The 12730-nt window shown below is 68.6% G+C and carries 13 protein-coding genes; 5 read left to right on the forward strand and 8 right to left on the reverse strand.

Annotation, left to right across the window (positions count from 1 at the left end):
• Nucleotides 1–14: 14 nt before the first annotated feature.
• The 4 genes from NNX35_RS03535 to NNX35_RS03550 all read right to left on the reverse strand — a co-directional run bounded on the left by NNX35_RS03535 (nucleotide 15) and on the right by NNX35_RS03550 (nucleotide 2914).
• Nucleotides 15–1259: an NAD(P)/FAD-dependent oxidoreductase gene (locus NNX35_RS03535; protein WP_255866986.1), complete on the reverse strand. Its 1245-nt coding sequence runs from the start codon at nucleotides 1257–1259 to the stop codon at nucleotides 15–17.
• On the reverse strand, nucleotides 1256–1600 hold the full coding sequence (locus tag NNX35_RS03540; protein WP_255765144.1) for a bifunctional 3-phenylpropionate/cinnamic acid dioxygenase ferredoxin subunit: 345 nt from the start codon (nucleotides 1598–1600) through the stop codon (nucleotides 1256–1258). The genes NNX35_RS03535 and NNX35_RS03540 overlap by 4 nt, the downstream gene beginning before the upstream one ends.
• A 53-nt stretch (nucleotides 1601–1653) precedes the next feature.
• Nucleotides 1654–2160, reverse strand: coding sequence for a MarR family winged helix-turn-helix transcriptional regulator (locus NNX35_RS03545; RefSeq protein ID WP_255866987.1), 507 nt, complete (start codon nucleotides 2158–2160; stop codon nucleotides 1654–1656).
• A 109-nt stretch (nucleotides 2161–2269) separates the two neighbouring features.
• On the reverse strand, nucleotides 2270–2914 hold the full coding sequence (locus tag NNX35_RS03550) for a TIGR03085 family metal-binding protein (RefSeq protein ID WP_255862473.1): 645 nt from the start codon (nucleotides 2912–2914) through the stop codon (nucleotides 2270–2272).
• 186 nt (nucleotides 2915–3100) lie between these two features.
• On the opposite strand from NNX35_RS03550, the gene NNX35_RS03555 reads away from it, so the two are divergent.
• Nucleotides 3101–5074 (forward strand): acyl-CoA dehydrogenase family protein, encoded by a 1974-nt coding sequence (locus NNX35_RS03555; RefSeq protein ID WP_255866988.1) that lies wholly within the window; start codon nucleotides 3101–3103, stop codon nucleotides 5072–5074.
• Between the two features lie 3 nt (nucleotides 5075–5077).
• On the opposite strand, the gene NNX35_RS03560 is transcribed toward NNX35_RS03555, so the two are convergent.
• On the reverse strand, nucleotides 5078–5689 hold the full coding sequence (locus NNX35_RS03560; RefSeq protein WP_255866989.1) for a TetR/AcrR family transcriptional regulator: 612 nt from the start codon (nucleotides 5687–5689) through the stop codon (nucleotides 5078–5080).
• A 119-nt stretch (nucleotides 5690–5808) separates the two neighbouring features.
• Between NNX35_RS03560 and NNX35_RS03565 the strand changes: the two genes are divergently transcribed.
• From NNX35_RS03565 to NNX35_RS03575, 3 genes are read left to right on the forward strand one after another with little or no spacing between them, the layout of a single operon-like run.
• Nucleotides 5809–6597: an SDR family oxidoreductase gene (locus NNX35_RS03565; RefSeq protein WP_255866990.1), complete on the forward strand. Its 789-nt coding sequence runs from the start codon at nucleotides 5809–5811 to the stop codon at nucleotides 6595–6597.
• Nucleotides 6598–6628: 31 nt separating this feature from the next.
• A complete protein-coding gene (locus tag NNX35_RS03570) occupies nucleotides 6629–7894 on the forward strand; it encodes an acyl-CoA dehydrogenase family protein (protein ID WP_255866991.1) in 1266 nt (421 codons plus the stop codon).
• A 5-nt stretch (nucleotides 7895–7899) separates the two neighbouring features.
• Nucleotides 7900–8997 (forward strand): phosphotransferase family protein, encoded by a 1098-nt coding sequence (locus NNX35_RS03575; RefSeq protein WP_255866992.1) that lies wholly within the window; start codon nucleotides 7900–7902, stop codon nucleotides 8995–8997.
• 49 nt (nucleotides 8998–9046) lie between these two features.
• Here NNX35_RS03575 and NNX35_RS03580 read toward each other — a convergent pair whose 3' ends face one another.
• Nucleotides 9047–10084 (reverse strand): NAD(P)-dependent alcohol dehydrogenase, encoded by a 1038-nt coding sequence (locus tag NNX35_RS03580; protein WP_227919338.1) that lies wholly within the window; start codon nucleotides 10082–10084, stop codon nucleotides 9047–9049.
• Nucleotides 10085–10198: 114 nt separating this feature from the next.
• Here NNX35_RS03580 and NNX35_RS03585 point away from each other — a divergent pair, with 114 nt between their 5' ends.
• Nucleotides 10199–10705: a hypothetical protein gene (locus tag NNX35_RS03585; protein ID WP_255866993.1), complete on the forward strand. Its 507-nt coding sequence runs from the start codon at nucleotides 10199–10201 to the stop codon at nucleotides 10703–10705.
• Here the strand turns inward: NNX35_RS03585 and NNX35_RS03590 are convergent.
• Nucleotides 10699–11133: a DUF5956 family protein gene (locus tag NNX35_RS03590; protein ID WP_255866994.1), complete on the reverse strand. Its 435-nt coding sequence runs from the start codon at nucleotides 11131–11133 to the stop codon at nucleotides 10699–10701. The two genes, NNX35_RS03585 and NNX35_RS03590, sit on opposite strands and share 7 nt — an antisense overlap.
• Nucleotides 11134–11257: 124 nt before the next feature.
• Nucleotides 11258–12664 carry an OFA family MFS transporter gene (locus NNX35_RS03595; RefSeq protein WP_255866995.1) on the reverse strand — a complete coding sequence of 469 codons (1407 nt, stop codon included), beginning with the start codon at nucleotides 12662–12664 and terminating at the stop codon, nucleotides 11258–11260.
• Between the last annotated feature and the right edge of the window lie 66 nt (nucleotides 12665–12730).

The following is a 12730-nucleotide window of genomic DNA, read 5'->3' on the forward strand; positions in this document are numbered from 1 at the left end:
GTCCGCCGCCTGTGTCAGGGCTTCGCGCGGGCCAGCCGGCGCAGGTCGACGGCCGGGTTCTGCAGCTGCGCCGGGTCGAGGATCCGGCCGGATTCAATGAGCTTCCGGGCCGCCCGGACAGCGGTTCCACCGTCAACGGCGGCCGCTCCCGCCAGCGCTCCGTCCAGGCCCAGCCGGAACACCATAAATCCGGAGCCGGGCTCGCCGCGGAGCACGGTCCGCCCCGGGACGGCCATGCTGCCGGCCACTTCCAGGTGCACGCCGTAGCGGTCGGACCAGAACCAGTCCGCGGCGCCGGCCGGAGGTTCGGCGCCGAGCATTCCGGCAGCGGCCGCTTCGCCGGTGCGGCGGGCGGCATCCCAGTGTTCATAGCGGCGGCCGGGCACGCCGTCGGGGCCGAGGCGGCGGGAGGAATCACCGGCGGCGAAAATACGCGGATGGGAGGTGCGGCCGGATGCATCCACCAGCAGGCCGCCGTCCACGGCGAGTCCTGCGGCTTCGGCGAGCGCCGTTTCGGGCTCGCTGCCCGCGGCGACCAGGACGGCGGTGCCGGCCCGGCTGCCTCCGTCCGCCAGTTCCACCCGCAGGGAGTTTCCGTCCGGGAAGATCGCTGCCGCCGCACCCCGCACATGCCCTGTCCCGTGCACAGCGTGGAGGTGGTGCAGGTAACCGGCCATGGCGGGGCCCACGGCCTGTGCGAACGGGAGTTCGGCGGGATCCACCAACGTGACGCCGGCTCCCAGCGCGCGGGCCGTTCCCGCCACCTCGGCGCCGACCAGTCCCGCGCCGAGGATCACCAGGTGGGCGCCGGCCGCCAGGTGCCCCTGCAGGGCCCGGGCATCGTCGGCACTGCGCAGGGTGAAGACGCCGGGCAGGTCCATGCCGGGCAGCGGCAGCCGGCGGGCCCGGGCGCCGGTGGCGAGCAGGACGACGTCGGCGGCGAGGTCCCTGCCCGAGGCCAGCGCGAGGACGGGCGCCTCGGTGCCGTTCCCGGCGTCGAGCTTGTCCACGGTGTCGGCGAGCACCGTAATGCCGTTGTCTTCGTACCACTGTTCCGGGGCAAGCTGCAGGCGGAGCCGGTCCAGGGTTCCGGCGAGGAAGGCCTTGCTCAGCGGCGGCCGGTCATAGGGCAGCCCGGCGGGGTCCACCAGGAAGAGGGCGCCGGCGTAGCCGCGCCGCCGGAGTTCACGGACGGCGCTGAAGCCGGCGATTCCGCCGCCCACTACGGCAATGGACGCGGGGGCTGCAGGGGCCGTCAAACGTTGAGGGGGCTCTCGTTCGGGTAGAGCCACACGGCTCCGTCGCGCACGTCAACGCGGTGCGCCTTGGTGTTGATGAGGGCCGGCAGGCACAGGGCTTCACCGGTGCGGAGGCAGAACCGCGCGGAGTGGACGGGGCATTCCACCTCGTCCCCTTCGATCCATCCGTCGGCAAGGGAGGCATCCTCATGCGTGCAGGTGTCGTTGAGCGCATAAAAGCGTCCGTTGTCGCTGTGGAACACGGCGATATCGTCCGAGGTGCCCGCCGTTTCGGCGTCCACGGTCAGGGCTTCGCCCTCGTCTATCTCGTCAACATCGGCAACGCGGATACCCTCGCTCATGCCCTTCCTTCCCCGGCACCAGGCCAATAACGTGCTGCTCTTAGGTCAACACGTTACCCCGGCAGCGGAGGCTCGGAGGCCGCCGCCAGTGGGGAGCCGTTCTGCTGCACCCCGGCCAGGGGCGGCGTGCCGGAAGGCCGCTGCTGCTTGCCATGCTCCAGGCCGCGGATGAGCGCAATCAGCTCCGATCGCAGCTCCGGACCGATTCCGGCCGTGGAATCGTCCTGCTCCAGGTTTTCGGCGTCGGCCAGCAGTTTCTGTCCGCGCTCGGAGATGGCCATCCATCGTCCGGAGCGGCCGACGGTCTCCGCCGACACCTCTTCCACGAGACCTTGCGCGGCCATGCTCACCAGCGCCGTGCCCAGGGTCTGCGCGGTGACGCGCAGGCGTCTGGCCAGCTCCGCGCGCCGCATGGGCCCCTCTGCCAGGAGCACGCGCAGCACCGTCACGCGCTCCTGGGTCAGCCCCACGGCGCGGAGCTTGTTATCTACTTCTCGTCTTACCAGTCTTGCAGCCGTTGAGAGCAGCCGCACGGGTTCCCAGTCCCCCTCGTTCTGCATCTTCCTGCTTCCCTGATACGTCATTGGTAGGCGGTCCTGCTCCGCTGAAACAATCAGTGTGCTTACTATTTCAACGGCAAAGAGGGGGTGCTTGTCAAGCCGGGCGAAGTTAGCGGGCGGCCCACTGGCGGAACGCCCGGACCGTGTCACCCCCGCCTTCGATGCTCACATTGGCCGCCGCGCGCCTTCCCATGGCATGCAGGGCGAGATCCACCACGTCTCCGGAAATAAGCACCGACGGGGTGCCGCCCTTGACCCGGCGCCGGCCGGAACCGGGCGCTGCCAGCTCCACGCCCACCGGGCTGCCGCGATAGCCCATCCGGGCCATGAGGCCCAGCTGCTTCCACAGGGCCTGCTGCTCCCCTGCGGGAAGTTCCCGCGGCGCTGCCGCTGCTCCCCCGCGGCGGATGTCCTCGTGGTGGATGACGTATTCCACCAGGTTCGCCGCATCCAGCCGGAAGGGTGAAAAACGGGCCGGACCGGCGGCGAACCGGTCCACCAATGCGGCATAGCCTTCGGGGGTGCCTGCGGCGGCGGCCTCGATCCCCAGCTGCTTTTCCTGCCCCGGCTTGGACCGTTGCACCGCATCGGCGGCAATCTTCCAGGGCGCGTGCTCACGAAGCACCAGATGGGCCAGCAGCCGGCGCACATCCCATCCCTCACACAGCGTCGGCGCCAGCGGATCCGCCTCCCGCAGCGTCCGGACCAATTCCGCGCGTTCCGTCTCCACCCATGCCATGTCGATCTCCTTCACGTTGAACCCCTGCCGGTTTTCTCCCTTTTCCGGGAGCTTCCCTCCGGCTTTACGGCCTGCGGCCAACATTAGCCACCGCACCCCCTTTACCCCTACCTACTGACGCGTAGCATGGTCCCCACAGTGGGCTGCGAGGCCGGACACGGTGCCGGATCCACGGTGCAGCCATGACGGAGGAGAAATCCCATGAGCACCACTGATCTTTCCCAAGACGCTGGCCGCAACCGAAGTGCCAGCAGAATCAAAGAGCGCGTGGTCACCGAACAGGACGCCCGCAACGCAACTGAAGCAGCACGCGATACCGGGGAATCCCGCCCGAGTTTCGCCAAGGGGATCTACCTCGGCAATTACAACCTGGACCTGGTCGGCTCCCTGCCGCCGGCGGACCTCGACGAGGAGGCCCGCGCCCAGCTGTTCCTGGAAGCCTTGACCGAGTACTGCCGGACCATGGACGGACTGGCCATTGAACGCACCGGGGTGATTCCGGACGAGAACCTGCGCGGACTCGCGGATCTGGGGGTGTTCGGCATCAAGATCCCCCAGCACTACGGCGGGCTCGGACTGTCCCTGCTGAACTACGGACGCGCCCTGATGCTCCTGGGCAGCGTGCACCCCAGCCTGGGGGCACTGGTCTCGGCCCACCAGTCCATCGGCGTGCCGGAGCCGGTGAAGGTCTTCGGCACCGAGGAGCAGAAGGAAGAGTACCTGCCGCGCTGCGCCGCCGGGGCGGTGACCGCGTTCCTGCTCACCGAGCCCGACGTCGGATCGGACCCGGCGCGGCTGCGCACCACGGCCATCCCCTCCGAAGACGGCAGCGAATACGTGATTGACGGCGTCAAGCTGTGGACCACCAACGGCGTGATTGCCGAACTGGTGGTGGTGATGGCCGCCGTTCCGCCGCACGGCGGTTCCAAGGGCGGCATCAGCGCGTTCGTGGTGGAAATGTCCTCCCCCGGCATCACGGTGGAGAACCGCAACAACTTCATGGGCCTGCGCGGCATCGAGAACGGGGTCACCCGCTTCACCAATGTCCGCGTTCCGGCGGCCAACCGGCTGGGCCGCGAAGGCCAGGGCCTGAAGATTGCCCTGACCACGCTGAACACCGGCCGCCTCTCCATCCCGGCCATGTGCGCGGCCTCCGGGAAGTGGTCGCTGAAGATTGCCCGCGGCTGGTCCGGTGCCAGGGAACAGTGGGGCCGGCCCATCGGCCGGCACGAGGCTGTGGCCAAGAAACTCGCCTACATTGCGGCTACCAGCTTCGCGCTGGAGGCGGTCTTCGAACTCTCCGCCCAGCTCGCCGACGCCGGCACCAAGGACATCCGCATCGAGGCGGCACTGGCGAAGCTCTGGGCCAGTGAAATGGCCTACAACGTTGCCGACGAGCTGGTGCAGGTGCGCGGCGGACGCGGTTTCGAGACCGCAGATTCCCTCGCCGCCCGCGGCGAGCGCGCGGTCCCGGCCGAACAGCAGCTGCGGGACCTCCGCATCAACCGGGTATTCGAGGGCTCCACCGAGATCATGCACCTGTTCATTGCGCGGGAAGCCGTGGACGCGCATCTGTCCGCGGCAGGGGACCTGGCGGTGGCGGACGCCCCGGTGGGAGCCAAGGCGCGGGCTGCATTGAAGGCCAGCGGCTTTTACGGCAAGTGGCTGCCGACGCTCGCCGCGGGCAAGGGCAACGTCCCCACGTCCTACGCCGAGTTCGGCCTGTTGGCCCGGCACCTGCGCTACGCCGAGCGGGCCTCCCGCCGGCTGGCCCGTTCCACGTTCCTCGGCATGGCCCGCTGGCAGGCGGGACTGGAACACCACCAGGTCTTCCTGGGCCGGATTGTGGACATCGGCGCGGAAATCTTTGCGATCTCGGCCTCGTGCGTCCGCGCGCTGAACATCCGGCGCGAGGATCCGGCGGAGGGTGAAAGCGCGTTCGAGCTTGCGGACGCCTTCAGCCGGCAGTCCCGGGTGCGGATCGAGTCCCTGTTCGACGGGCTGTGGCACAACTCCGACGAGTCCGACCGGCGGCTGTCCAAGGGAGTCCTGGACGGTCGCTTCACCTGGCAGGAAAACGGTGTGCTGGATGCCTCCGAGGGGACGGGTCCGTGGATTTCGGAGACGGCCCTCGGCGACGAACCGAAGGAGAACCTGCACCGCCGGTACCGGTGAGCCTTACGTTGCTCCCACCGCACCGCGGCAGATCTGCACATAGCGCACCGCCAGTTCCTCCGGGCTGAGCGGACCTCCGGCGCGGTACCACTGGGACACTCCGGTGCACATGGTGGTGACCGCCCGGCTGGCGTCCTTGGGATGTCCGGTGGCGAAGCGGCCGCTGCGGACGCCTGCTGTCACCACGTCGTCGAGGAGTTTCTGCTGCCGGTCCCGGGCCGCGATGTGCGCGGCCCGGGCCGTGCCCTCCAGGCTGCGGATCTCGCTGGCCGCGATGAACGCGTGTTCCCAGCGGTAGGCATGGACCAGGACAAGGCATTCGATCAGCAGGGCAAAGCGGTCCTCAACGTCCTCGCCCGCCTCGGCGAGGGCGGCGGTGCTCCGGGCGTAGAGATCCGCCATCGCGGATTCGGCTATCCCCACCAGCAGCGCCTGCTTGGACGGATAGTGGTGGTAGAGCCCGGGCACCGACAAGCCGGCCCGGGTGGCCACGGTGCGGATGCTGGTCCCGTGGTAGCCGTGCTCCACAAAGCAGTCCAGCGCGTTGCGCAGCAGCGGCGGCAGGGCGGGCACGGAAAAGTCGCGCCAGTCGGGCTGCGTACGGACTGCGGTCATGGCGTCCCCTCGATGGTCGAATACCCGGTGTGATCCTTGACACTTTACGGGGCCTGCACCAGACTAACCGTACCGAGCGGTCGCTCGGTAGTGGTTGGAGACGGAAGTTGGCGGAGCACATGACCGAACCGGAGCAGTCTGCAGGCGGGCGGCGCCTCGAGGGCAAAACAGCCGTTGTCACCGGGGCCAGCCGCGGTATCGGGCTGGCGATCGCACACCGCCTGGCGGCCGAAGGGGCGAAGGTCTGCATCACTGCCCGCAACATCGGACCGCTGAAGGAAGCCGCCGCAGAGTTCCCCGAAGGCAGCGTCCTGGCGATAGCCGGCAAGTCCGATGATCCGGACCACCGCGCCGAGGTGCTGGACACCGTGGCCGAGACCTGGGGCCGGCTGGACATTCTCGTCAACAACGCCGGCGTGAACCCCGTGTACGGCCCCCTGAGCAAGCTGGACCCGGAGGCCGCCCGCCGGATCCTGGACGTCAACGTGCTGGGCACCCTCGCCTGGGTTTCCGCCGTCTGCGCGCACGAGGCACTGGATTTCCTCGGCCGCGGCGGATCGGTGCTGAACCTTTCCTCGGTCTCGGCGCAGACCCCGGCCGCCGGCATCGGCTTCTACGGCATCAGCAAGGCCGCCGTGGAACAGCTCACCCGCACCCTCGCCGTCGAGCTGGCCCCCACGGTGCGCGTGAACGCGCTGGCGCCCGCCGTCGTCAAGACCCAGTTTGCGCGCGCCCTGTATGAGGGCCGCGAAGAGAAAGTCAGCTCCACCTACCCGCTGAAGCGGCTCGGCACCCCGGAGGACGTCGCCGGCGCGGCCGCCTTCCTGGCTTCCGACGACGCCGCCTGGATCACCGGGCAGATCATCAACCTCGACGGCGGCCTGCTCGTGGCCGGCGGCTCGGCCTGACCGCTCCCACCGCATCCCCTAAGGACCACTCATGAGCACTGTTTCCCTGCCTCCGGAAATCGAAGACCTCCGCCTGCGCACCCGCGAGTTCATCCGCGGCACGGTAATGCCCGCAGAACCGCGGCCGGGCGCCGTCGTTCCGGAGGCGCTGCTGGAGGAACTGCGTGCCGCCGCGAAGGCCGCCGGGGTCTTCGCCCCGCACGCACCGCGCGAGTACGGCGGGCAGGGGGTGCCGCTGGCGTACTGGTCCCCCGTCTTCCAGGAGGCCGGCTATTCGCTGATCGGCCCCTCGGTACTGAACTGCATGGCCCCGGATGAGGGGAATATGCACATGCTGCACCTGATCGGCAGCGAGGAGCAGAAGCGCCGCTACCTCGCCCCGCTGGTCTCCGGCGAGGCCCGCTCCTGCTTCGGCATGACCGAGCCGCACCCGGGCGCCGGATCGGACCCCGCCGCCCTGCGCAGCAGCGCCGCGAAGGTGGACGGCGGTTGGCTGATCAACGGGCACAAGCGCTTCACCAGCGGCGCCAACAACGCCACGTTCTGCATTGCCATGGTGCGCACCGACGCGGTGGACGGTGCGCCCGCCGGTGCCACCATGCTCCTGGTGGACATGGACGCCCCCGGAGTGCGGATCGGCGAGCAGCTGCACACCATGGACCGGGCGATCGGCGGCGGGCATCCGCACGTGCACTTCGAGGACGTGTTTGTTCCGGACGCCGCCGTGCTTGGCGCACCCGGGGAAGGCTTCCGGTACGCCCAGGTCCGGCTCGGTCCGGCCCGGCTGACCCACTGCATGCGCTGGCTCGGCCTGGCCCGGCGGTCCCTGGACATCGCGTTGGACCGCACCAACCGGCGGGAGATCTTCGGCTCGGTGATGAACGAACTCGGCCTGGCCCAGGAAATGATCGCGCAGTCCGTCATCGATATTGAGACTTCCGACGCCATCATCACCAAGACCGCCGCCCTGCTGGAAACCGATGCCAAGGCGGGTTCGGCGCTGTCCTCGGTGGCCAAGGCCCATACCTCGGAGGCGGTGTACCGGGTGATCGACCGGAGCCTGCAGCTGTGCGGGGGCGACGGCGTCACCGACCGGCTGCCGCTGGCCTCCTACCTCAACGAGGTCCGCGCCTTCCGCATCTATGACGGCTCCAACGAGACGCACAAGTGGGCCATTGCCCGCCGCGCTTCCGCCGGCCGCCGCCGGGAAACGGAGCGCGGCGCTCAGGATCTTGCCGATGTGTCCCGCCCGGCGTCCGCGGACGACGCCGGATTCCCCGCCGAAGCGAAAGCCTGAACCCCATGCACACCATTGCCGACGGCACCGAAGTTGTAGCCACCCGTTCCCAGGCCGAGGCCTTGGCCTCCCCTCCGCTGCTGATCCTGGATGAAGTGACGGCGTTCTTCGACGCACACGGACTGGGTTCGGGGCCGCTGTCCTGGGCGCAGATCGGGGACGGGCAGTCCAACATCACCTACCGGATCCGGCGCGGGAATGATGACTTTGTGCTGCGGCGCGGCCCCCGCCCGCCGCTGCCCCGCTCCACGCATGACATGGTCCGCGAAGCCCGGATCCAGCAGCTGCTGCGCGTGCAGGGTGTGCCGGTGCCGGAAATCCTGGCCCTCTGCGAAGACGAGTCGGTGCTCGGGGTGCCGTTCTACGTGATGGGCTTCCTCGACGGACTGGTCATCACCAACACCATCCCGACCGCGCTGTCCGCCATGGAGGACCGCCGGGCCACCAGCGCCGCCGTCGTCGACGCCCTGGTCCGCATCCATTCCGTGGATGTCAGCAGCGGGGACCTGGCCTCCTTCGGCAAGCCGGAGGGGTACCTGCAGCGGCAGGTGGCGCGGTTCTCCGGGCTGTGGGAGGTCAACACCATGCGCAACCTTCCCGAGGTGGCCCGGATCGGCAGCTGGCTGGCGGACAACGTGCCGGACAGCCAGGCCGCCTCGGTGCTGCACGGAGATTACCGGCCCGGGAACCTGATGTTCGCCCCGCAGTCCCCCGCCCGGGTGATTGCCGTCCTGGACTGGGAAATGTCCGCCATCGGCGATCCGCTGGCCGATCTGGGCTACCTCACCGCCACCTACTCCGAGCCGGGCAGCGTCGCTACGCCGCTGGAGCTCACCGGAGTGACCCGCAACCCGGGCTATTACACCCGGGAGGACGTCATTGAGGCGTACCGGCAGCGGATGGACCTGGATCTGGCCGCGCTGCCCTGGTACCAGGCCCTGGCCCTGTGGAAGGCATCGATCTTCTGCGAGGCCATTTATACCCGCTGGCTCAAGGGCGAGCGCCCCAATGACCGGATATTCGCCCCGTCACTGGAGGCCGGCGTGCCGCAGCTGCTGCGGTCCGCCGCCGGGTTCGCCGGGCTGGCACCGGCGCCGCTGTAACTCCCGGCGGCGCTGTAGCTTCCGCGCCGCTGTAGCTTCCGCGCCGGAGTTACGGCACGACGACGGCGCGGCCGATCAGCTGGTTGTTCTTCAGCTTCTCGTAGGCCGCCGGGGCCTCGTCCAGGCTGAAGACCTCGGTATGCACGTTGATGCCTTCGCCCCGGGCCAGGTCCAGCACCTCGAACAGCTCCGACCGCGAACCCCAGTACGGGGCACGGATGGAGGTTTCCCAGGCGGCTGTGGCAGCCAGGCCCACCGACACGGTGCCCGAGCCGACCCCCACCAGCACCTGGTCGCCCTGCGATCCCACCATCGCCTGGCCCAGGTCCAGGGTGGCCTGGTTGGTCACGAAGTCAAAGACGGCGTCCACTCCCCTGCCGCCGGTCAGGTCCCGGACCAGGTCCGCTGCGCCCGGCTCGGACGGGAAGGTGTAGTGCGCGCCAACGTCGGTGGCGAGGTTCAGTTTCGCCTCGTCGATGTCCAGCGCCACCACGGTGGCTGCGGTCATGGCGCGCAGGATCTGTACGGCCACGTGCCCCAGCCCGCCCACTCCGATGACGACGGCGGTGGCACCGGAGGGCAGCTTCTCCAGGGAGCCTTTGATCGCGTGGTACGGGGTGAGCCCGGCGTCGGTCAGGGACACATTCTGCACCGGATCCAGGTCCCCGAGGGGAAGCAGATGGCGTGGGCTGTCCACAATCAGGTATTCGGCCATGGCCCCGGGTGCGCCGAGCCCGGGCGGGACAATGCCGAACTTCGCGGCGTTGCGGCAGTAGTTCTCCCGGCCGCTGGAGCACTCGTAGCAAATCCCGCAGCCCCACGGCCCGTAGACGGCCATGGACGTGCCCTCCTCGATGTACTGCACGCCGTCGCCCACCCGGTCCACCACGCCGGCACCCTCGTGCCCCAGCGTCAGGGGCAGACCGTAGATGTACTCCTCCTCCGGGAGGCTCATGATGAATTCGTCCGAGTGGCAGACCCCGGCGGCGGTGACCTTCAGGCGGACCTGCCCGGGGCCGGGTTCGGGGGTATCAATCTCCACCACTTCGGGCGGCTGGCCGATGGCGCGGTATTGAAGGGCCTTCATGGCATACTCCTGCTCTCCGCACCGGCAGCGGCGCGATGGATGGATTTTGCACTTCAATCGTTGCACCGCGTTCCCGGTTCCACAGCCCCTCCGGCGGCAGGTACCGTGTGGGCCATGAAGAATCTTCCGCTGTCACTCACGATTGCCGCTGCCGTCGGCGGTTTTACCCTGTCACGGCCGGCCGACTGGTCCCCGGGACTGCGCCGCGCCTATGTTCTTGTACCGGGCGCAGCCGTGGGCGCCATCGGCGTCGTGGCCCTCAGCAGGGGCATGCGAAAAGGGACGGAGCTGGCCGCCGCCGGAACGGTTGACCTCGTCACCCCGTTCACGGTCGGGGCCGGGGGTGATTCCGCAACCACCCCTTCCTACGTGCGTGCAGCCGGGCCCCAGACGCGGATGCCGGGAATTGCGCTGACGGGTCTGGCTGTGCTGATGGGCGCAGCCGTCAGCGGAATCACGGCACTGAGCCTCGTACTGGATGAGGCTGTCGAAGCGTGGCTGGTCCGACGCCGAGTGGCCCGGCCCCGTCCCGTCATGGCAATGGCAGCGGTGCTCTATTCCCTGGTCATGGACCAGGTGATGGACTCGAAGGACGCCAAGGTTTCGAAGCCCCGTCAGTAGAGCCGCCGCACCGCCTCCGCGATGACCGGATAGGCCCCCGTGACGTAGGCGGGGCCGTCGAAGTGGGGTATACCTCCCACCTCATCGATCTTTTCGTTCAGCCGCCGCCACAGGGCTTCATCCGAGGTGATCCCTGCAGGCCGGGCCAGGAACCAGACGTATCCGCGCGGGACAGGCGGAACGCCGACCAGCGCCAGATAGTCATTGGTCATTTGGTAGACCCATTCCTCGTCCTCGGGGGCAAACAGCTCCTGGGTGGGCAGGGTTTCATAGAGTGTGCCGGGATGGCGGTAGGTGTGCTGCGCCCTCGCCGCCCATCCCATCATGAGGAACCAGCCCGTGAACGGCAGCTGGGTATGGGCGTCCGGCCGCGCTTCCGGCGGCAGGATCCGAACCTCATTCCAACTGCCGGCCATGTCCTGCCCCATACCCGTGATCCGCGGTACCTCGGTCAGCCGAAGAGCGCCGCGGCCCGGGTCAGGGTCTGGAACACCCCGTAGGCCAGGGGGACCCCCACCAGCAGCCAGCTCACCGTCAACTTTGCCTTGGTCATCAGCGTTCTCCGTCCTGGGTGGCGGTCTGGGCCGGGGCCGCCGGCTCGGATTTCGCGGGTTCATGGTAGCGGGACGCAACCGGCGTCACCAGCAGGTTGGCGATGAAGCCAACCACCAGCAGTCCCACCATGGTCAGCAGCGCCGGATAGTACGCCGCCGCGGTCAGCTCCCCCGGGGTGCCCTGGGCATCCAGGAAGGAGTTGACGATCAGCGGACCGGCAATGCCGGCAGCGGACCAGGCCGTGAGGAGCCGGCCATGGATGGCACCGACCTGGAACGTGCCGAAGAGGTCCCGCAGGTAGGCGGGAACCGTGGCAAACCCGCCGCCGTAGAAGGACAGGATCACGAACGCCAGGGCCACGTAGAGGATGGTGGACGTGTCTCCGAAGAAGGACAGCAGGGCGTACAGGACAGCTCCGGCACCGAGGTAGATCATGTAGATGCGCTTGCGGCCGATCAGGTCGGAGGTGGCGGACCAGACAAAGCGCCCGCCCATGTTGCCGATCGAGAGCAGGCCGACAAAACCGCCGGCGACGGCGGCCGTCACCAGCGAGGCGCCGTCGGGCTGGCGGAAGAAGTCCTGGATCATGGGCGCTGCCTGTTCCAGGATGCCGATGCCTGCGGTGACGTTGCAGAAGAGCACAATCCAGACCAGCCAGAACTGTCGGGTCTTGATGGCGTTGGCGGCCGAGACGTGGTTGGTGGTGACCAGGGACTTGGAGGCGACGGTGGAGGGGTCAAAGCCCTCGGGCTTCCAGTCCGCTGCCGGCACCCGGATGCTCCAGGCGCCGTAGAGCATGTACACCAGGTAGAGGGCGCCCAGGGTGAGGAACAGCTTGCCCACGGCGTCGCCGCTGGCCACCCATCCGGGGGTGCCGGATTCAGGGTCAAAGAAGGTGAGCAGTGCCGAGGAGAGCGGGCTGGCGATCAGCGCACCGCCGCCGAAGCCCATGATGGCCATGCCCGTGGCGAGGCCGGGCCGGTCGGGGAACCATTTGATCAGGGTGGAGACCGGGGAAATGTAGCCAATGCCCAGGCCGATGCCGCCGATGAAGCCGTAGCCGAGGTACAGCAGCCAGAGCTGCCCGGTGAAGATGCCCAAGGCACCAATGAGGAAGCCGCTTACCCAGAACATGGCCGAAACGAACATGGCCTTGCGGGGTCCGTTGGCATCCACCCAAGTGCCCATCACGGCGGCGGAGAGCCCGAGCATCACGATGGCGATGGAGAAGATGATGCCGATCTGGGTGAGGCTGGCGCCGAAGTATTCCACGAGCGCCGTCTTGTAGACGCTGGTGGCGTAGACCTGTCCGATGCACAGGTGTACGGCCAGCGCAGCCGGCGGAATCAGCCATCGATTGAACCCGGGCGGGGCGATTGTGCGGTCGCGGTCCAGCCAGCTCATACAGACTCCCTTATCTCGCGCCGATCCTGTCTGCACTCAACGATGCCCGGTGTGAGCTGGGTTACA

This window comes from Arthrobacter sp. zg-Y844 (assembly GCF_024385465.1).
Classification (GTDB): domain Bacteria; phylum Actinomycetota; class Actinomycetes; order Actinomycetales; family Micrococcaceae; genus Arthrobacter_B.

Coding starts and splice junctions, on each gene's coding strand:
- NNX35_RS03570 (WP_255866991.1), top strand. CDS start 6,629: ATGAGCACTGTTTCCCTGCCTCCGGAAATCGAAGACCTCCGCCTGCGC.
- NNX35_RS03575 (WP_255866992.1), top strand. CDS start 7,900: ATGCACACCATTGCCGACGGCACCGAAGTTGTAGCCACCCGTTCCCAG.
- NNX35_RS03565 (WP_255866990.1), top strand. CDS start 5,809: ATGACCGAACCGGAGCAGTCTGCAGGCGGGCGGCGCCTCGAGGGCAAA.
- NNX35_RS03555 (WP_255866988.1), top strand. CDS start 3,101: ATGAGCACCACTGATCTTTCCCAAGACGCTGGCCGCAACCGAAGTGCC.
- NNX35_RS03590 (WP_255866994.1), bottom strand. CDS start 11,133: ATGGGGCAGGACATGGCCGGCAGTTGGAATGAGGTTCGGATCCTGCCG.
- NNX35_RS03585 (WP_255866993.1), top strand. CDS start 10,199: ATGAAGAATCTTCCGCTGTCACTCACGATTGCCGCTGCCGTCGGCGGT.
- NNX35_RS03560 (WP_255866989.1), bottom strand. CDS start 5,689: ATGACCGCAGTCCGTACGCAGCCCGACTGGCGCGACTTTTCCGTGCCC.
- NNX35_RS03545 (WP_255866987.1), bottom strand. CDS start 2,160: ATGCAGAACGAGGGGGACTGGGAACCCGTGCGGCTGCTCTCAACGGCT.
- NNX35_RS03595 (WP_255866995.1), bottom strand. CDS start 12,664: ATGAGCTGGCTGGACCGCGACCGCACAATCGCCCCGCCCGGGTTCAAT.
- NNX35_RS03540 (WP_255765144.1), bottom strand. CDS start 1,600: ATGAGCGAGGGTATCCGCGTTGCCGATGTTGACGAGATAGACGAGGGC.
- NNX35_RS03580 (WP_227919338.1), bottom strand. CDS start 10,084: ATGAAGGCCCTTCAATACCGCGCCATCGGCCAGCCGCCCGAAGTGGTG.